Source organism: Paraburkholderia acidicola, assembly GCF_002362315.1.
Classification (GTDB): domain Bacteria; phylum Pseudomonadota; class Gammaproteobacteria; order Burkholderiales; family Burkholderiaceae; genus Paraburkholderia; species Paraburkholderia acidicola.
The window spans coordinates 563,978-585,826 of the sequence record NZ_MTZV01000006.1 but is presented as its reverse complement, the minus strand read 5'-3'; the positions used below and the strand labels follow the sequence as shown (position 1 = coordinate 585,826).

General features: G+C 62.0%; 6 protein-coding genes. 3 read left to right on the top strand and 3 right to left on the bottom strand.

Annotated features, from left to right (window positions below; genetic code table 11):
* The first annotated feature begins 73 nt into the window (after window positions 1-73).
* Window positions 74-17,092 carry a non-ribosomal peptide synthetase gene (locus BWP39_RS21510; protein ID WP_170043886.1) on the top strand — a complete coding sequence of 5,673 codons (17,019 nt, stop codon included), beginning with the start codon at window positions 74-76 and terminating at the stop codon, window positions 17,090-17,092.
* 42 nt (window positions 17,093-17,134) lie between these two features.
* Here the strand turns inward: BWP39_RS21510 and BWP39_RS21505 are convergent, their stop codons facing one another.
* Window positions 17,135-17,434 carry a VF_A0006 family four-cysteine protein gene (locus BWP39_RS21505; RefSeq protein WP_096723892.1) on the bottom strand — a complete coding sequence of 100 codons (300 nt, stop codon included), beginning with the start codon at window positions 17,432-17,434 and terminating at the stop codon, window positions 17,135-17,137.
* 90 nt (window positions 17,435-17,524) lie between these two features.
* Entirely contained in the window at window positions 17,525-18,946 is a 1,422-nt protein-coding gene (locus BWP39_RS21500) for an alpha/beta fold hydrolase (RefSeq protein WP_157915163.1), read from the bottom strand.
* Window positions 18,947-19,102: 156 nt separating this feature from the next.
* Here BWP39_RS21500 and BWP39_RS21495 point away from each other — a divergent pair, with 156 nt between their 5' ends.
* Window positions 19,103-20,011, top strand: coding sequence for a LysR family transcriptional regulator (locus tag BWP39_RS21495; RefSeq protein ID WP_096723888.1), 909 nt, complete (start codon window positions 19,103-19,105; stop codon window positions 20,009-20,011).
* A 70-nt stretch (window positions 20,012-20,081) separates the two neighbouring features.
* On the opposite strand, the gene BWP39_RS21490 is transcribed toward BWP39_RS21495, so the two are convergent.
* On the bottom strand, window positions 20,082-20,786 hold the full coding sequence (locus BWP39_RS21490) for a FadR/GntR family transcriptional regulator (protein WP_096723886.1): 705 nt from the start codon (window positions 20,784-20,786) through the stop codon (window positions 20,082-20,084).
* A gap of 149 nt (window positions 20,787-20,935) precedes the next feature.
* On the opposite strand from BWP39_RS21490, the gene BWP39_RS21485 reads away from it, so the two are divergent.
* On the top strand, window positions 20,936-21,817 hold the full coding sequence (locus BWP39_RS21485; protein WP_096723884.1) for a fumarylacetoacetate hydrolase family protein: 882 nt from the start codon (window positions 20,936-20,938) through the stop codon (window positions 21,815-21,817).
* Window positions 21,818-21,849: the final 32 nt, after the last annotated feature.

Below are 21,849 nucleotides of genomic sequence, written 5' to 3'. Positions count from 1 at the left end.
CGAGATGAATTCCGCCATCCGGCCCGGTCGACTGCCCACGTCCCGGGCCAGGTTGCGTCAAGGAGATACTGTTTTGAACCAGACTGTCCTGTTGGGCGAGATTCATCCGCTCACCGCCGCGCAACGAGAGATCTGGCTCGACCAGGCCGTGCATGGAGAAAACGCGCCGATCTACAAGATCGGTGGATACACGCAGATTGCCGGTGCGGTCGATCCGGTCCGCTTCGAGCATGCGGTGAATCTGCTCGTGCAGAAGCACGACGCGCTGCGCATCGTGCTGGTGCCTGGCAATGACGAAGACGGTATGCCGCATCAGGCCATCGCGAAGGCGCTGAACGTACAGGTGCCGCTGCGCGATTTCTCCGCTACCGACGATCCGGCAGCCGCAGCGCTCGCGTGGGCGCTGCAGCAACTGGCCACGCCATTTCCGCTCGACGGCGAGCCGCTGTTTCGCTTCGAACTGCTGAAGCTGAACGACACGCGCTTTTACTTCACGCTGAATTTCCATCACCTGATTGTCGACGGCTGGGCGATCGGGATGCTCGTCGACTCGCTCGGAAAGCTCTATAGCGCGCTCGAAGCAAATGAGGAACCGGCGCTGGACGCGCCGTCCTATATCGAGTTCATCGATCAGGACCGTGCATTCCGCGACTCGCCGCAGTTCGAGCGGCAGCGTGCGTACTGGCTCGACAAATATCGCTCGGTGCCCGATCCGCTGTTCGCGCCGCGCTATCGCGAGCGCTTCGGTACTTCGATTGCGCCGAGCGGGCATCACGCATTGTGCCTGTCGCGCATGTTCTATGAGCGCATCGTCGCGCTCGCGCAGGGATGTGGCTCGACGCCGTTCCACGTCATGCTCGGGCTGCTGTATGTGTACTTTTCGCGGACGGCGCAGCGCAAAGACATCGCTATCGGTCTGCCGATCCTGAACCGCTCGAATGCGCGGATGAAATCGACGGCAGGGATGTTCGCGGGCGTCAGCGCCGTGCGCCTGCAGTTCGACAGCACGCTGCGTTTCGACGAACTGCTCCGCTCGCTCGGACAGGTGCTCAAGCAGGACTACCGGCACCAGCGGTTTCCCGTGAGCGAGCTGAACCGGGCGCTCGGATTGTGGCAATCGCAGCGGGCGCAGGTGTTCGACGTGACGGTGTCGTACGAGCGCGACGACTACGACCTGGGATTCGGCGACGGCGTCGCGCAGATCAATATGTGCTCGAACGGCCACGAACAGTTGCCGCTAGCGTTGCATATCCGCGAGAACCGGTTTGATGAGAAGGTGTGGGTGCATTTCATGTACAACCGCGCGTACTTCGAGCACGACGAAGTCGCCGCCATGAGCCAGCGGTTCGAGCACTTGCTGAAACAGGTGCTCGACGACGTCGCCATCCCGGTGGCGCGGCTCGCGTTACCGACACCGGCCGAAGCCGCCCAGCTGATGCAATGGAACGCGAACGGTGCGACGTACGAACGCGACGAGCCGATTCATCGTCTGTTCGAAGCGCGTGTGGAGGAAGCGCCCGATGCGATCGCGGTGGAGTACGAAGGGCAGCGCCTGACGTACGCCGGACTGAACGCGCGAGCCAACCGGCTCGCGCATCGGTTGATTGCACACGGTGTGAAACCCGACGACCGGGTGGCCATCTGCGTGGAACGCGGCCTCGACATGATCGTGGGACTGCTGGGTATCCTTAAAGCAGGAGCAGGGTACGTCCCGCTGGATCCCGCGTATCCGGTCGAGCGGCTCGCCTACACGCTGCGGGACAGCGCGCCGCTCGCGGTGCTGGTGCAGGCGGATACCCGGAGCGTGCTCGGCGAGCTGTCGATGCCGGTGATCGAACTGGGCGCGGGCACGTCGACGGATCAGCCGACGCATAACCCGGTGGTAGCCGGTCTGAGCGCACGACACCTCGCCTACGTGATCTACACGTCGGGTTCGACGGGGCAACCGAAGGGCGTGATGATCGAACACCGCAACGTGACGCGGTTGTTCGCTGCGACCGATGCATGGTTTGGATTCGGTGAAAAAGATGTGTGGGCCTTGTTCCATTCGTTTGCATTCGACTTCTCGGTGTGGGAGATCTGGGGGGCGCTGCTGCACGGCGGTCGACTGGTCGTGGTGCCCAAACTCATGAGCCGTTCGCCGCACGAGTGCTACGCGTTGTTGTGTGAGACGGGCGTGACGGTGCTGAACCAGACGCCGGGCGCGTTCCGTCAACTGATCGCGGCACAGGCCGAAAGCGGTGATGCGCATCGGTTCCGGCACGTCATCTTTGGAGGCGAAGCACTCGAAGTCGGCATGCTCAGGCCGTGGTACGAGGACCCGCGCAATCAGGACACACAGCTCGTCAATATGTACGGCATCACCGAGACGACGGTGCATGTGACGTACTGGCCGTTGAACGGCCCGGTGGGAACGCCGTTGTGCATCGGGCAGCCCATTCCCGATCTCTCGGCCTATGTCGTCGATGAACATCTGAACCCGATGCCCGTCGGCGTGCCGGGCGAGTTGTGCATCGGCGGTGCGGGTCTCGCACGCGGCTATCTGAATCAACCCGAACTGACGGCGAAACGCTTCATCGAGAATCCGTTCAGCACGCAGCACGACGCGCGCCTCTACCGAACCGGCGATCTCGCCAGATTCCTGCCTGACGGCAAGCTTGAATATCTCGGACGGATCGACTCGCAGGTCAAGATTCGCGGTTTTCGAATCGAACTCGGCGAGATCGAAGCGGCGCTGTCGACTTTGCCCAGCGTGCGTCAGGCGCTCGTACTGGCCCGCGAGGACGAGCCGGGCGAGAAGCGCCTCGTTGCCTACCTTGTCTTCGACAGGGATCAGGCGGAACCGGACGGCACCGAACTGCGTGCCGCGCTTGCGCGGACCTTGCCGGACTTCATGCTACCGGCTCAATTTGTACCGATGGAGCGCCTCCCGCTCACCGCCAACGGCAAGGTCGACCAGAGGGCGTTGCCTCGTCCGGCGCAATCGTTGAATCAACAGCACTACGTCGCGCCGCGCAACACCATCGAGGAGCGACTGGCCGCGATCTGGGCGCAGATACTGCGGCTCGACAGAGTGGGCGTGCACGACAATTTTTTCGCGTCGGGCGGCGATTCGATTCGCGCGGTGTCGGTGTTGTCGAAGGCGAAAGAACAGGGCCTCGAATTCGCACTGGTCGATCTGTTTGCTCACCCGACTATCGCGGACCTGGCGCAGGCGCTGTCGCGCGACGAAATCGCCGTAGCGCCGCAAACGTCGCTCCTGCAGCTCAGTCCTGCCGATGCGGCCAGGTTGCCCGAGGGTATCGAAGAAGCCTATCCGCTGACGTCCCTGCAAACAGGGATGGTCTATCACAACCAGCAGGCCGCCGAGGATGCCGCGCTGTACCACGACGTGTTCAGCTATCGCTTTAGCGTTCCGGAATGGAACGAAGCGAAGCTGCGCATCGTACTCGATGCGTTGGCTCGTAAGCATCCGGTGCTGCGCACATCGTTCGATTTTCAGCGTTTCGACGAACCGTTGCAGCTGGTACACGCCGATGGCCACGTACCGTTGACCGTCATCGATCTGTCGATGCATGGCGACGCAGAGCAAGAACGTCTACTCGCGGAGTGTGTGGAGGCAGAACGGAAAACCGCGTTTACGCTGGACGTCGCGCCGCTGCTACGCGTGTTCATCCATCTGCGCGGCACCGGCGATATCCAGTACACGTTGAGTTTTCATCATGCGATCCTCGATGGCTGGAGTGTCGCCTCACTCAATACCGAGCTGTTCCAGACGTACCTCAAATTGCTCGCGAGCGAGCAGACGAGCGTGACCCTGGCACCGCTCGCCCGCAGCCCCAGAGTTGCCGTCGAATCCGAGCGAAGCGCGCTGGCCTCGCAGGAACATCGGGACTTCTGGCGCGATTACCTGGAAGGCCATTCGTTCAGTGCGCTACCGCCCAACGACGCTCAAACCAGTCACGCGGTCACGCGACCGAACCTGCGTGTTGCCATAGAGGAAAAAGTCCGTACCAGGCTGAGAGACGTGGCGCACACGCTGGGCGTGCCGATGCGCAGCGTGCTGCTGAGCGCGCATTTGCGGGTGCTCTCCATGCTGTCGGGAAAAACCGACGTCACCACCGGCCTTGTCTCCAATGTCCGCCAGGAGCAGGCCGACGGCGAGAAGGTGCTGGGTCTGTTTCTCAACACGCTGCCCTTGCGTCAGGTGCTGGAACCGGTCAGCTGGGCCGGTTTGATCCAGCAGACGTTCAAGAGCGAACTGGCAGTGATCCAGTACCGGCATTACCCGTATTTCCAGCTGCAACTCGATAACGATCGGGCGCCTCTCTACGAAGTTGCGTTTAACTACATCAACTTCCACGTGTACGAGGCGCTCGAAAAGGATGCGGGTTTTGCAGCGCACGGTGGCAGCGGTTTCGAGGCCACCAATTTCGCGCTTTCGGTGAATTTCGCCGATACATCGAGCGAACTCTTACTGGAGATCAAGCTCGATACGGCACGTCTGTCCGCTGCGCAGGGAACCCGGATTCTTGGCTACTACGCCGCGGTTCTCGACGCGATTGCCGCCGATGAACAGGCCGATTGCAGTGCAGGCGATTTCCTGTCCGAAGCGGAGCGCAATCAGGTGCTGCTGGCATGGAACGACACCGACGTGTCGTATTCGCAGGATGCCTGCATCCACGAACTGTTCGAAGCGCAGGTCGCCAGTCAACCCGATGCGGTCGCGCTGGTCGTCGAACAGCAGCACCTCAGTTATCAGGAGTTGAACGAACGCGCGAATCGCCTCGCGCGTCATCTTCGAACCCTGGGGATCGGACCCGACACACGCGTGGCGATCTGTGTCGAGCGCAGCGTCGAAATGATGGTCGCGCTGCTGGCGGTACTCAAGGCCGGAGGGGCATACGTACCGCTGGATGCGGACTACCCCGAAGACCGCTTGAGTTTCATGCTGGAAGACGCGGCACCGGCTGCGGTGCTCACGCAGCGCGCCGTGCACGAGCGCCTGGGCACGCTGCTGGACGCACAGGCGAGTGTGCCCGTGCTGGAACTCGACGGCCCGGACCGTCCGTGGGAGCAGCAGCCGACACACAATCTACCGGCCGCGCAAACCGGATTGAACCGACAGCATCTGGCTTACGTGATCTACACGTCGGGCTCCACCGGCCGCCCCAAAGGCGTGATGAACGAACACGGTGCCGTGCTCAATCGTCTGCAGTGGATGCAGCAGACCTACGGTCTCGCTACCGACGATGTCGTGTTGCAGAAAACCCCATTCAGTTTCGACGTATCGGTGTGGGAGTTTTTCTGGCCGCTGCTTGCAGGCGCGCGGCTCGTGATGGCGAGCCCACAGGGACACAAAGACCCGGCCTATCTGAAGTCGTTGATTCAGGCGCAACGCATCACTACGTTGCACTTCGTCCCGTCGATGCTGGAAGTGTTCCTGGCTCAGGGCGACGCCGGGCAGTGCGATAGTTTGAGGCGCGTGTTCTGTAGCGGCGAGGCACTGCCTGTTGCGCTGATTCGCCGGTTCAAGACGCAACTCCATACGACACCGTTGCTCAATCTGTACGGTCCAACCGAAGCTGCGGTCGACGTGACCGCCTGGGAGTGCGACGACCAGGCGCCCGTGTCATCGATTGGCAAACCGATTGCGAACACGCAGATCTATCTGCTGGACGCCACGGGCCAACCGGTACCGATCGGCGTGCCCGGAGAGCTGCATATCGCAGGTGTCCAGGTCGCGCGCGGCTACCTGAACCGGCCCGAACTGACCGCGGAGAGATTCGTCGACGATCCGTTCAGCGATGTGCCTGGCGCACGGATGTACAAGACCGGCGATCTCGCGCGGTATCTGCCGGACGGCAACATCGAGTACCTGGGGCGCAACGACGACCAGGTCAAGATCCGCGGATTCCGCATCGAACTCGGCGAGATCGAGGCGAGACTGGCGCAGCACGCGGGCGTCGGTGAAGCAGTGGTGATGGCGCGCGAAGACGGTACAGGGGACCGGCGACTGGTCGCGTATTACACGTTAGCCGCAACGCCAACGCCGAGCGAGACGTGCGAACCCGTCAACGCGGAACAACTGCGTGCCCATCTCACGGAGACCTTGCCGGAATACATGGTGCCGGCAGCCTACGTGTATCTGGAGCATCTGCCTCTCACACCGAACGGAAAACTGAATCGCAAGGCGCTGCCCGCGCCGGACAGCGACGCGTATGTCCGACGCGAATACGAAGCGCCGCGAGCCGGCACCGAGCAGACGATTGCGGCGATCTGGTCGCAGGTCCTGAAAGTGGAGCGCATCGGCCGTCACGACAATTTCTTCGAACTGGGCGGCCACTCGCTGCTAATGGTGAGCCTGATCGAACGTATGCGCGCGGCAGGACTGCGCGCCGATATCCGCGTGCTGTTTTCTGCGCCGACGCTGAGCGAACTTGCCGCGTATGCGGATGCGCATGCCGATGGGGACACCGGTGCCGGTGCGGCAGCGGTTGAAGTCGAGATTCCGCCTAACCTGATTCCGCAGGGAACCCGGCACATCACGCCGGCGTTGCTGAACCTGGTCACACTGAAACAGCACGAGATCGATACGATCGTCGCCACGGTGCCAGGTGGTGCGGCCAACGTGCAGGATATCTATCCGCTCGCAGCGCTGCAGGAAGGGATTCTGTATCACCATCGTTCGACAGTGCGGGGCGATCCGTATGTGTTGCACGGACTGTTCGGGTTCGCCAGCCGTGCGCATCTGGATGGCTTCGCACGCGCGCTGCAACGCGTGATCGCGCGGCACGACATCCTGAGAACGGCGATCGTGTGGGAAGGGCTCGACGAGCCGGTGCAGGTGGTGTGGCGCGAAGCATCGCTGGGTCTCGACGAACTCGCGCTGAACCCTGACGACGGCGACATCGCGCAGCAGTTGCAGAAGCGTTTCGATACGCGCGAAACCCGGCTGGATGTGCGGCAGGCGCCGCTGATGCGCCTCTCCTATGCGCAGGACGCGAAGCACGACCGTTGGGTCGCGATGCTGCGGTTCCATCACATGGCGCTCGATCACGCGGCGCTCGGTGTCGTCCAGCAGGAAGTGGAGGCCTATCTACAGGACGACGCGGCACCTTTGCCTGAGCCGATGCCGTATCGCACCTACATTGCGCAGGCCACGCGCGGTACGAAGCGCGAGGCGCAGACAGCGTTCTTCCACGAGATGTTGCAGGCCATCGACGAACCGACCTTGCCGTTCGGCTGTAGCGAGGTACGCGACGATGGCGACGATATCACCGAGCGCAGCGAAGCGCTTTCGACGGAACTGGCCTGGCGGCTGCGTGCGCAGGCACGACAACTGGGCGTGAGCGCGGCGAGCCTGTGCCATCTTGCATGGGGGCGCGTGCTTTCGGTGGTGTCGGGGCGCGAAGACGTGGTGTTCGGTACCGTGCTGCTGGGCCGCTTCCAGGGCACATCGGGCACGGACCGGGCGTTGGGGCTTTTCATCAACACGCTGCCGCTGCGGGTGAGCGCGGGAGCACTGAGCGTTCGAGCCGCCGTGAAGGAAACCGGTGCCCGGCTGGCTGCGTTGCTCGAACATGAACATGCATCGCTGGCGCTGGCGCAGCGTTGCAGCGGTGTGGCCGCACCAGCACCGCTCTTCAGCGCACTGCTCAACTATCGCCACGGCGACGGACACGAGTCGCTGGTTGCGGGGAAGCAGACGTGGCAGGGCATCGAGATGCTGGAGGCGCACGAGCGGACCAACTATCCGCTGGTGCTGTCGGTGGATGATTTCGGCGTGGGCTTCGGCTTGACTGTGCAGGCGGCGTCGGGGATCGACGCGCAGCGCGTAGGTGGTCACATGCGCACGGCACTGGAAAGTCTGGTCGACGCGCTGGAAAACGCACCGCAAACCGAAATCCGCGCACTGAGAGTACTGCCACAGGAAGAACGTCAGCAGGTACTCGACACGTTCAACGCGGCACAGACTAGCTGGCCGCAGGATCGTACGGTGCATGCGTTGTTCGAGGCACAGGCCGCGCAGAATCCGCAAGCGATCGCGGTAACGTATGAGGCGCAGTCGTTGACGTACGGCGAACTGAATACGCGGGCGAACCGGGTCGCACACCACCTGATCGACCTGGGGGTGCGGCCGGACGATCGCGTCGCGATCTGCGTGGAACGCAGCCTGGAGATGGTAGTAGGACTGCTCGGCATCCTGAAAGCGGGTGCGGGGTATGTACCGCTGGACCCGGGGTATCCGGCCGAGCGGCTCGCTTACATGCTGGCCGACAGTGCGCCGGTGGCGGTGCTGGTGCACGCGCGAACAGGCGGTGTGCTGGAGACCGCCGGTGTACCGCAGATCGATCTGGACGATGCGCGCTGGTGTGTGTCAACCGCGCCAGACGCGCCAGACGCATCCAACCCGGTAGTCACAGGACTGGACGCGCATCACCTCGCCTATGTGATCTACACATCGGGTTCGACTGGGCAACCCAAGGGCGTGATGGTCGAGCACCGGAATGTGGCGCGGTTGTTTCCCGCCACGGCCGCATGGTTTCACTTCGGTCCCGACGATGTATGGGCGCTGTTTCACTCGTTCGCATTCGATTTCTCGGTCTGGGAGATCTGGGGCGCGCTGCTGCACGGCGGACAGTTGTGTGTCGTGCCGTATCTGACCAGCCGCTCGCCGCAGGCCTGCTACGCCCTGTTGTGCGACGCCGGCGTAACGGTGCTGAATCAGACACCGAGTGCGTTCCGTCAACTGATGGCGGCGCAGGGCGAGAGCGATCGGCAGCACCGGCTGCGGCAGGTAATCTTCGGTGGCGAGGCGCTGGAGCCCGCCATGCTCAAGCCGTGGTTTGGGCGTGCGGACAACGCGCGGACGCAGCTCGTCAACATGTATGGTATTACCGAGACCACCGTTCACGTGACGTATCGCGCACTCGATGCGCACGACGCCGGGGATCGCGAGCGGCGCGATGCGTCGTCGGTTGGCAGGTGCATTCCGGACCTGCGGATTTACGTGCTCGACGCGGAGCGGCAACCGGTTCCGATCGGCGTGGCGGGAGAGCTTTATGTCGGCGGAGCGGGGCTTGCGCGAGGGTATCTGAACCGGCCTGAGCTGACGGCTCAGCGGTTTGTGAAGGACCCGTTCTCGAGCGCACCGGACGCGCGGATCTACCGCACTGGTGACGTCGGCCGCTGGCTCGCGGACGGCAACATCGAGTATCTGGGCCGCAATGACGACCAGGTCAAGATCCGCGGTTTCCGGATCGAGCTGGGCGAGATCGAGGCGCGGCTTCTGGAGCGGGACGGTGTCGGCGAAGCGGTGGTGATCGCGCGTGAAGACACCCCGGGGGATCGGCGGCTCGTCGCGTACTACACCGGTGAAGCGCAACCCGCCGATACCTTGCGCTCACATCTGCTCGGGAGCCTGCCGGCATTCATGATCCCGGCCGCGTATATGCCGGTGCAGGCGTTACCGCTGACGCCGAACGGCAAGCTGGACCGCAAGGCCTTGCCCGCACCGGGTGGCGACGCCTACACGCGCGGCGAGTACGAGGCGCCGCAAAGCGAGATCGAAAGCACGCTCGCGGCGATCTGGATGCAGCTTCTGAAGGTGGAACGCGTCAGCCGTCACGACAATTTCTTCGAGCTGGGCGGCCATTCGCTGCTGATGATCAGCCTGATCGAACGGATGCGCCAGGTGGGACTGAATACGGACATCCGGGCTTTGTTCACCGCGCCTACGCTGGCCGAACTCGCTGCGCAGGTGAACCACGAGCAGCACGAAGTTCAGGTGCCGCCCAATCTGATTCCAGTCGACGCCGAGCGCATCACGTCGTCGATGCTGAATCTCGTGACACTCGATCAGCACGAGATCGATGCGATCGTTGCAACGGTGCCGGGCGGCGGCGCCAATGTGCAGGATATCTATCCGCTTGCGCCGCTGCAGGAAGGGATGCTGTATCACCATCTGATCGAACAGGAGCGCGATCCGTATGTCCTGAATGGCGTGCTCGAATTCAAGACCCGTGTGCGTCTGGAGCGGTTTCTGACGGCGCTGCAGCAGGTGATCGACCGTCACGACATCTTGCGGACTGGCTTCGTGTGGCGCGGCTTGGAACAACCGGTGCAGATCGTGCATCGGCGCGCGACGCTTCCGGTGGCGTTTATCGAACCCGTCGATGGACGAAGCGAGACGGAAGTGTCGTCTGGGGACGCACACGTTGATTCGGAGCGAACCGGACAATACCGCATGGATGTGAGTTGTCCGCCGCTGCTGAATTGCAGCGTCACACAGGACGAAACTGGCCAGCGCTGGTTACTGCACATCGTCTTTCATCATCTGGCGGTGGATCACACCACGCTCGATCTCATGCTGGCCGAAGCCGCTGCCATCGAACAAGGTTCGGGACATCAACTTCCGGCACCGGTACCGTTCCGTCACTTCATCGCGCGCACCCGGTTGGGAACCAGCGAGCGTGAGCACGAAGCGTTTTTCCAGCGGATGCTCGGCGATATCGACGAATCGACCGCGCCATTCGGCGTGATGGACGTCACCGGCGACGGCGCCGACGTCGGCGAGGCACATCGAACCTTGCCGTCCGAGCTGGCCAACACCATCCGCAAAGGATCGCGTGCGCGGGGTGTGACGCCTGCAAGCCTGATGCATCTGGCGTGGGCGCTGGTGCTGGCGAAGACGACCGGGCGGCACAGCGTGGTGTTCGGCACCGTGCTGTTCGGCCGCATGCAAGGCGGATCGGAGTCGGACCGGGCGCTCGGGCTATTCATCAATACGTTGCCCGTGCGCATCGATGTGGACGACGAATGCGCGGAAGACAGCCTGAAACAGGCGCATAACCTGCTGCTGCAACTGCTGCGCCACGAACATGCGCCTCTGGCGCTGGCGCAACGCTGCAGCGCGGTACCCACGCGTACGCCGCTGTTCACTTCCCTGCTGAACTACCGGTACAGCGCCGTTGCCGGGCAGGGTGCGGACGTCGCGCGCCCCGGTCTGGATATGAAGTTCGTGAGCGGCACGGAACGCACCAACTATCCCCTGACGATGGCAGTGGACGATCTGGGCGAGGATTTCGCACTGACCGTGCAAGCGGTGCCGGGCATCGACGCCGAGCGCGTGTGCGGGTACATGCACACTGCGCTGGAGAGTTTGAGCGTAGCGTTGACGTCCGGGTCGCCATCCGCGGTTCGGGATCTGACGGTATTGCCGCAGCAAGAACAGCAACAGCTATTGAGCGAATGGAACGCGACGGACGTGGACTATCCGCGCGACCAGACGCTGCATCGCGTGATCGAGAGACAGGCGCAGTCGTCGCCCGATGCGCAGGCCGTGGTGATCGGCGAGCAATCTCTGACTTACGGCGAGTTGAATGCCCAGGCGAACCGGGTTGCGCATTACCTGCTGAAGCTGGGCATCCGCCCCGACGATCGCGTGGCGATCTGCATGGAGCGCAGCACGGCGATGGTTGCCGGATTGCTGGGCATTCTGAAAGCGGGGGCCGGCTATGTCCCGCTCGATCCGCAGTATCCAGTCGAACGGCTGACCTTTGTACTGGCTGACAGCATGCCGGCAGCGGTACTCGTTGAGACCAATACGCGCGCTGCGATCGGCAAAACGACGATACCGGCGATCGATATCACGGCCGACGATATCGCCAGCCTGCCGTCACACGATCCCGCTCCGGCACCAGGCGAAGGACCTGACAATCTGGCGTATGTGATCTATACGTCGGGTTCCACGGGCCAGCCTAAAGGCGTCATGGTCGAGCATCGCTCGTTGCTCAACCATATCTACTGGCAATCGTCCACGTTCGGCTTCACGCGCGAAGATTCGATACTGCAGCGCACCTCGATCTCGTTCGATGCATCGGCGTGGGAGATCTGGACGCCGCTGGCAATCGGTGCGCGCCTCGTTCTGCTGCCCGCCGATGCGTCGAAGGATATCGACAGGATCGTCGCTACGATGCGGCACCATCGGGTCACCGTCGCGCAGTTTGTGCCCAGCCTGTTGCGGATGCTGATGCAGCGCGAAGATCTGCGCGTTGACTGTCGATATATCTTTAGCGGCGGCGAGCCTCTGGATGGTCCGCTTGCGCAATACATCCGCACAATGACCACGCAAGGACTGGTGAATCTGTACGGACCGACCGAGACCACGATCGATGCCACGGCGTGGCACTGCGTACCCAGCGCCGCCAGCGATACGATCCCGATTGGCCGGCCCGTGGCCAATACGCGCGTCTACATTCTCGATGACAGGCTGCAACCTGTGCCACTGGGTGTGTCGGGCGAACTGTACATAGGCGGGACTCAGGTCGCACGGGGTTATCTCAACCGGCCGGAACTCACGCGCGAGCGCTTCATTGCGGACCCGTTTGTGACGGGTGGACGTCTGTACAAAACGGGGGACCTCGGAAAATGGCGCGCGGATGGCACGATCGAGTACCTCGGGCGCAACGATTTCCAGGTCAAGGTGCGAGGCTTCCGGATCGAACCTGGCGAGATCGAAGCCAGGTTGTCGCGTGTAGCCGGTGTGCGTGAAGCGGTGGTGGTCGTGAGAGAAGACACACCGGGGGATCAGCGGTTGGTAGCGTATTACACGGGCAAATCCGTCGATATCGAGGCGGTGCGCGCGTCGTTGCGGGAAAGCCTCCCGGACTACATGGTGCCCGCGGCGTATGTCGCGTTGGAGCGCATGCCGCTCACGTTGAACGGCAAGCTGGATCGCAAAGCGTTGCCGGCACCGGACCTCACCTCATTTGGCCGGCGCGCCTACGAAGCGCCGCAGGGTGACACAGAGCAGGCGCTGGCGCAGGTCTGGTCGCTCTTGCTCAATATCGAACGCGTCGGGCGGCACGATAACTTCTTCGAACTCGGTGGCCATTCGCTGCTTGCGGTGCGGGTTATCGGCCGCTTGCGGCAGCGGTTTGGCGAAGGCGCGACGCTGCGGGCCTTGTTCGACACACAGAGTCTCGCTGAGCTTGCTGTCCTGCTGGACAGTCGCGAACCGACTACTCGCAGCAGTCCGGTACGACTGCCGATCGAACGACAGGAGCGCAGCGCAACGTTGCCGCTGTCGTATGCCCAGGAGCGCCTGTGGCTGATCCAGCAGCGCGACGGCGGTCGCGCTTACAACATGAACGGCACGCTGGTGCTGGACGGAACGTTGTCACTGCCGGCGCTACAGCAGGCATTCGATTCGCTGGTGGCGCGGCACGAGCCGCTGCGCACACGTTTCGACTTTGCCGCCGATGCCGATGTGCCGTCGCAGTTTATCGATGCGCCCCATGCCATCGATATCCAGCTGCATAACGTCACGCTGGACGATCTGACGACCGCGCTCGATGCACACGCAACGGCCGAGTTCGATCTGCAGCACGGCCCGCTGCTGCACGTGCGGCTGTTGCGGTTGACACCGCAACAGCATGTCGTCTCGATCGTCATGCATCACATCGTCTCGGACGGCTGGTCGCTTGGCATCTTCGTGCGCGATCTGCGCGCGCTGTATGTCGCGCATCTGCACGGGCACGACGTCATTACCGCGCTTGCGCCGCTCACGATCCAGTATGCCGATCACGCGCACTGGCAACGGCAGCAGGACCTGCAAGAGCATGTCGCTTACTGGACGAACGCGCTGGATGGCTATCGCGAGCCGGTCGATCTTGCCGTGCCCGGCACACCGTCAGGCGCCGGGCACGGACCGCTCTGCATCGCGCGCAGGAAGCTACCGGACACTCTCGCGGCGGCGCTCGGACACCTCAGCCAGCAACGCGGCACAAGCCTGTTCACGATTTTCCTCGTCGCACTGAATGTGCTGTGTCACCGGCAGAGCGGTCGCGACGATCTGTGTATCGGCACGACGACGGCCGGCCGGGACGATCCGCTGCTCGAACCGCTGATCGGCTTCTTCGTCAACATCCTGCCGTTGCGCATGAACCTCGCGGGTAATCCGGGTGCCGCGGACCTGCTCGATCAGGCGCGCCAGGTTCTGCTCGACGCGCTCGATCATCAGGCGTTGCCGTTCGAACAGATGATCGCCGCGCAGCCGGCGCTGCGCCAGGCCGACGGACGTTCGCCGGTGCCGGTGATGCTTCGCCATCAAACGATTCCTCCCATCGACATGGCCGGCTGGGGCGAGGGACTGACCGTCGACCTCTGGCCCGAAAGCATCACGCGTCCGGCCCAGTCGGATCTCGATCTGGAAATTTTCGGAGATGCGCGCGGACTGGAGATCGTGGCGAACTTCGACAGCGCGCGCTTCGGTGTGCAGCAGATCGATCTGATGCTCGACGTCATGCAGGAGATATTGACGCGTCTCGTCGACGAACCCGAAGCGCGGTTGACGGCGTTCCTCGAACCGACAGCCGTCGAGCGGGCCTTGATCGCACGGGTCAACGACACCGATCGTGCTTTCGAAGCGACCACGCTGGCCGAACTTTTTGCACGGCAGCGGATGCGGCAACCTGATGCGCTCGCCTGCCGTTTCGAAAACGAAACGGCAACGTATGCGGAGCTCGACCGGCGCAGCGATCGAATCGCGCATGCGTTGCGTCGCCGCGGTATCGAACCCGGTATGCGGATCGCGCTGTATCACCCGCGTTCGATCGATTTTCTGAGCGCGATACTGGCGGCATTCAAGCTCGGCTGTCCGTACGTGCCGGTCGATCCCGCCTATCCGGTGGCCTATGTGCGCCGCACGCTCGACGACGCCCAGCCGGGTGTGGTTGTCAGTGCGTTGGGGCTTGCGGCATCGCTGGCGGAGACGGAGACGGGGCCGATGGTGTTGCGGCTCGACCGCGATCTCGATCTCGACGCGGATGCGTCGGTGCCGTTCGATGCAGTGCAATCGCGCCCCGAAGATCTGGCCTATATCGCCTATACCTCCGGCTCGACGGGCCAGCCGAAAGGCGTGCTGGTCGAACACCGGCAGGTTTTGAACTGCCTGCACGCGCTGTGGGAGCGCACACCGTTTGCCGCTGACGAAGTGGTCGGGCAGAAAACGTCGATGTCATTCGTGCCTTCGATCAAGGAGATGCTATCGGGTCTGCTGGCAGGCGTGCCGCAGGTGATCTTTGCCGACCACGTCGTGAAGGACGCGCCGCTTTTCGCCGCGGCGTTGCGCGAGCATCAGATCACGCGCCTGAACCTCGTGCCTTCGCATCTCGCCGTCCTGCTCGACCACGCCGCCGATCTCGGATCGCTGCGTCACGTCACAACGGCCGGCGAACCGCTGCATCGCCGCGTCAGTGAGCGTTTTGCCGAACTGCTGCCGCACGCAAGGCTGCATAACAACTATGGTTGTAGCGAGTTGAACGACATCAGCTATTGCGAAGGTGCAGGACTGGATGGTCGCCATGCGGTTGTCGCCGCAGGACGTCCGATCACCAATTGCCGCGTGCACGTGCTCGACGATGCGTTACAGCCGGTGCCGGTCGGTACAGTCGGCTCTCTGTTCATCGAGGGTGCGAGCGTCGGACCAGGCTACTGGAACCGGCCGGACCTCACGGCGGAGCGCTTCGTGCAGCATCCATCGGGCGCACGCCTGCTGCGCACCGGCGACATCGGGCAATGGCTGCCCGATGGGCAACTGCTGCATCTCGGTCGCGAAGATTTCCAGATCAAGGTGCGCGGCCAGCGCGTCGAGCTGCCCGCCGTCGAACTCGCGCTGACGGCGCATCCCGACATTGCCAGGGCGGCGGCCGTGGGTCGCAACGCGGGCACGGAAACCGTTCAACTGATCGCTTTCTACGTACCGGCTCCGAATGCGCGACCGGATCGCAATGCGATCCACGCGTGGCTGTCCGAGCGACTGCCCGGTCACATGGTGCCAAGCCGCTTCGTCGCACTCGATGCGTTGCCGGCGTTGCCCAATGGCAAGCTCGACCGGCTTGCGCTGGCGGCGCTCGAACTCGGTGCCGACACTGTCGATACGGCGACCTGGGAGGCCCCGCAAGGCGCGCTCGAAACGACGATTGCGCAGATCTGGAGTCACGCGCTCGGTATGGATCGAGTGGGGCGCCACGATAATTTCTTTGCACTGGGCGGGCATTCGCTGATGGCGTCGCAGGTTGCCGTGCGGGTTAGCGAGAAGCTTGGCGTGAAGCTGACGGTGCGCAGCATCTTCGATACGCGCAGCGTGCATAAACTCGCGCGGCTCGTTGAGTCCGCGCTGCATCCTGCGTCGTCACGAGACGTGCGCAAAAGCGAACCTACCGCGGAATTCGCAGCGTTCAACACATCGGGCACACAACGACCGCTGTTTCTCACGCATACGCTGCAGGGCTACTCGTGGTACTTCGAACATCTGGCGGCACATATCGATTCGTCCATTCCTGTCTACGGTTTGCCGCCGTTGCCGCTGGACATGCCGCAACCACGGACGCTGGAGACTATAGCGGCACGCTTCGTCAGGATCATCAAATCGATTCAACCGGTTGGACCGTACCGGATTGCGGGCTGGTCCTTCGGCGGATTGATCGCGTATGAAATGGCCACCCAGTTGATTGCGCAGCACGACGAGATCGAATTCCTCGGTGTGTTCGACACGACGTTGCCTTGTCATATGCCGGACGTGGATGCGCACTACGCAAGCCTGATCACGCTGTACTCGTTTGTCGCCAATAACTTCGAGGACTTCGATCCGCAGACGCTCGATATCGAGGGCGCGCAAGACCTGGACGCATTGATCGATCGCATCGTGCAGCAAATCGAGCGCAGAAAGCGCGAAGGCAATCCGCTGTGGCACCTCGCTTACGAATCGGCCGAAGAGAACCGGCTCTTTCTCGAACGGCTGGTCGCGCACGGGAATGCAATGAGCGCGTGGCGGCCGACGCCGCTTGCGCAGAAGCTGCACGTGTTTTCGGCGCAGGACGCAGCCATCACGCCGCTCGAGGGGTACGCAGAACTACCGCCCGATCTTGGCTGGCAGGCGGTGCTCGCGCCGTCGAACATCGTGGTCATCCCGGTTCCGGGGAATCATGAAACCATCGTCAAGATTCACGCGGACGTGTTGGGCAAGGTCATCAGCGAGACGTTGAATACGTCGAATATGGAGGTGTCCGTTGCTGACGGCATCTGACGAAACCGCGCGAAATCGTAGTGAGCTTCGCGCGACTGACAGTTACATCGGGTTCAGATTCCGGCAAGTCTTGCGGATCTGTTGCACCGAAAAATTGTCTCTCACGCCTGGCACGTTCTGCAAGATGCACTGGTGAAAGCCCACTTCGCGAGGGAGCAGCATGTTGCCGTTTTGATAAAGCGCCTGGCATGAGCTTTTGATCGTGCTTGCCGCCGCGCTGCCCTGACTGTCCCGCAGGGATAGCAGCATGCATTGATCGTATTGGGGGTTGGTGCCGAATGCCATGGCGGGGAGCGGTAAAGCAAGGGCGGCAGCGAGGAGCCAGCAGGACGTATTTCGCATAAGGTTTGATTAACGAATAACGGTAAATCATCGTATCACCTTAAAGCGTAACGAGCGTTAGTCGAGTTTCATATTCAATCCGCTCGCAATTTACAGCGGCGGTTTGACGCCGTTTTTTTCGACCAGCACGCTGGTTGCACTCGTTTGTCCGTGACTGCTGGGGACGGCAACGGCAAAAATAGCGGCGCCCGGTTTGAGATCGTCAAAAGTCGCTGGCGCGAAGGTGACGACCGGCGTCTGTTTCGGCACGGAGACAGTGAGCGTCTTGTCGCCGTAACCGAGGCTGAGATCGCGGCCGTCGGGTTTCTCTGTAACCGATGTGACCGTGGCACCCGTCATCGTGCTTCCCGGCGCCAGATCCCAGTCGTAATGTCCTTCTCCGGTGCCGCGCCGTTCCTCCCGGTACACCATCACTTCGAGCGCTTCGACGCCGTTCGCCTTCGCCTTCGCCTTCGTTATCCCGGCCGCACCGACATAGCTGCCGGGTTTGATGAGCGCCGGATCAAACGGCTTGACCGCGGCGAACCGTGCCCACTCAGGTAGCGTCAGCTGCACCTGTGTGCCTTCGCGCGTCAACACCGTGAGCGTACGGCCTTGCACCGATTCGATCTGACCTCGAACATGCGTTGATGCAAAGAACGCGTTGATCTGTGCGGCGATATCGACATGGTCCTCTTCCAGCGCGAAGTGACCCGTATCGTAGTAGCGGACCGACGCGTCAGGGACCAGTTGTTTGACAGCTGCGGCGCCTGCGGGCAGGAAAATCGGATCGTTCTTGCCCCACACCACGAGTGTGCGCGGCTGGTACGTACGCAAATAAGCCTGCCATGCTGGAAACGCCGCGACGTTCTGTGGAATGTCGAGCTGCAGGTCGGTCATGATGCGGCGGCTATCGGGGTTCGCAAGCGCGACTGCGTCGTTGGTCCACGCATCGGGGTTCAGCGCCGCGGGATTGCGTGCGCCATGCTGATAGAGCAACAACGCAGTCGCAAGCGATACGTGGCTTTCGGCCAATGCCCGCTTTGCCGGTGTGATCTCGCCCGAGATCGCGTCGTCGCGCTGACGTCGGGCGGGATCGACGCCTGCTTCGGAGACGATCGCGTTCTGGAAAATCAGTCCGGAGATCCAGTCCGGATGATGCACCGCCAGGCGCATCCCGACTGGACCGCCAAAGTCGGTCATGTACACGATCAGATGCGGATCGCCGAGACTCGCGACAAATTTTTCGATTACCGCCGTGACGTTGTCGAACGTCGGCGCGAACCGGTCTGCCGGCGGTGCGTCGCTATAGCCCATGCCCGGATAGTCGGGCGCCACGATGTGGAAGTTCTGCTCGATCAGCGGAATCAGATCCCTGAATTCGTGCGACGACGACGGAAAGCCGTGCAGCAGCAATAGAGTCGGCTTCGATTTGTCGCCGGCCTCCCGGTAGAAGATCTTGATGCCATCGACAGTCGAGTATTTGTATGAGACGTCGGCTGCCTGCACGTCGCTGGCTGAGAGGCTGAGCATTGCTGCCGCAAGGAACCCTGCGGCAAATCGGATGAGTCTGGAGATCGACACGGATAGTTTCCTTCTGTTGATGCGCAAACAATGCCTTGAAGCATGGGATTTGTATAATTGATCCTCCACGCTGCATGTATTGATGCCATTCATGAGGCAGACGCGATGCGCTTCAACAAGCTCGATTTGAATCAACTGGTGGTGCTCGACGCGTTACTCGATGAATGCAGCGTGACGAAAGCGGCCAGGCGGCTATTCCTGAGCCAGTCCGCCACCAGTTGTGCGATGGCCCGCCTGCGCGAGTTCTTCAAGGACGAGTTACTGGTACAGGTCGGCAAGGCGATGGTGTTGACGCCAAGGGCCGAGAGCCTGAGACATCCGGTGCGCGAGGTGTTGCTGCAGATTCAGGGCATCACCAACGACAACCCCGTGTTCGACCCCACCACATCGGACCGAAAGATCGTGGTGGAAACGTCCGACTACGTGACTAGCGTGTTTCTGGGCGAGGTACTCCGGCGCGCCTCCATCGAGGCACCGCTCATGAAATTCCGTGTGCGTACCGCAGCCACGCTCGGTGTCGCGCATCTGGAGAGCGCCGAGATCGACCTGCTCATTACACCGGACTTCCGCGCCGGGCCCACCCAGCCCATCGAGCCATTATTCGAGGATTCCTGGTCATGTGTTGTGTGCGCGGACAACGACCGGATTGGCGAGACGCTGACGTTGGCCCAGTACCTCGAGTCCGGGCACGTGATCATGGAGTGGGCAGGGGGCGCCATCGTCACATCGGACAGCCGTGCTGCGGCAGCGTTGGGATATGAGCGCCAGGCGGAAGTGACCGTGGAGACGTTCAACGTTGTGCCGTACTTTCTGATCGGCACGCGCCGGATTGCCACCTTGCAGACCCGTCTTGCATTGCGGCTGCAGCGCGACTCGCCGTCGCTACGCGTGCTGCCTTGCCCGTATCCGATTCCGAAGCTTGTCGAAGTCGTTCAGTACAACAAGTTTCAGGAGCGTGATCCCGCGCTGATGTGGTTCAGACAGTTGATGCGGGACGTGGCGCAGGCGGGCTAGCGGGTTGGCCGCAGTTCATTTCGCCGCTGCGTTCGTGCGTGCCGCCAGCATGTCTGAAGCTAGAGGCCTCTCACACACCGAACAGATTCTGCTGGATCTGCCGAAGATGGACCTGCATGGCGGCCGACGCCGCAGCCGCGTCGCGGTCGCGAAGCGAGGCGACAAGTGCGCGGTGTTGCGCCTCATAGTCCTTCCTTCGCTCGGGGGTCATCGATTGCTGCTTCAGGCGTCCCCATTCCCCGCGTTCGCGGACATCGTTGATGAGATCCAGAATCTGCAAAAAGAATGAGTTGTGCGTTGCCGCGGCAAATGACTTATGCAGCTCCGCATCCCAGTGCTCGAATTCCTCGATGGTTTCGGCACTTTCGGCACGAACAAGGCATTCATCCATTCTGGAAAAGTCGGAAGCCGTAGCGTGGCTGGCAATAAGCAGAGGCATCAGCGGTTCGATCAGAAGCCGCGCCTCCATCAACTCGGCGGGACTTGTTTCGACCGCCGGAGCGGGATCATCGATGGCGGCCGCCTCCACCATTGCCTGCACACCCGCCTGGACAAAGGTGCCGCTCCCCACGGCTTGCGCGATCAGCCCTCTGGCCTTGAAATCCTGCAGCACACGCCGCACCGTGCCGCGCGAAGCGCCGAACGTCTCACTGAGTTTTCGCTCGGGCGGCAGCTTCATGCCTTCAGACAGTCTGCCGCTCGACATCTCTTGCAGCAGATAAGCCGCCAGCGCCTTGGCTCCTGCCGCCCTCATGCCCAGATCTTTTTCACTCATTGGGTGTATCTCCTGCGCCGTCGCTGCGATAACGACATTGTAGTACCAATTGGTACTTTAATAAGTAAAAAATAAATTGCAAAAGAACCAAAGTGGTTATAGTATTTCCCTGCCGCAAGTCCAATTTAACCATTTTGGAATCACGCCCAATGCGTCTCGCAAACATCCTCAAGGACGGCTACAGAACGGTGTCGGTCGTTTCCACTGACGGTTCCCACTATTGGCCCGTGAACCGCCTGGTCCCAGACTTTACCGGAGACATGGTCGAATTGGTACAACAATTCGATACGATCAAGGACAAACTCGACGTGGAGACAGGCGGAACGCGCGTGGATAGCGCTGTTCTGCTCGCGCCGATCGACCAGCCCCGGCGCAATATTTTCTGCGTAGGCAAGAACTACCACGAGCACGCGGCCGAATTTCAGAACTCAGGTTTCGATCACAGCGCAAAGAATGGCGAGCACGCACCGGAAGCGCCGGTTGTGTTCACCAAGCCGGCTTCGACAGTGATTGGACCGGGTGCTGTTATCCCGCGTCACGCCAACGTGACAAACCAGCTCGACTATGAGGCGGAACTCGGTGTCGTGATTGGGAAAGGTGGCCGGGGAATCAGGAAGGCCGACGCAATGGACCATGTATTCGGATACACGGTGATCAACGATTTCACTGCGCGCGATCTCCAGAAACTGCATCGTCAGTGGTTCATCGGCAAGTCTCTCGACGGCTTTTGCCCGATGGGTCCGTACCTCGTCACAGCGGATGAGGTGGATGGGCAGAACATCGATATCAAATGCTGGGTCAATGACGAACTGCGTCAGAACTCGAACACGAGTCAGTTGATTTTCGACATCCCGACCTTGATCGAAACATTGTCTGCGGGGATCGAACTTCAGCCCGGCGACATCATTGCAACTGGCACTCCGGCTGGCGTCGGAATCGGTTTCACACCGCCGAGATTTCTCCAGCCCGGCGACGTGATCCGCATCGAGATCGAGAACGTTGGCGTATTGGTCAACCGGGTCGGCGAATAGGCGCCTGCCTACCTGATCCAGCACCCCGATGC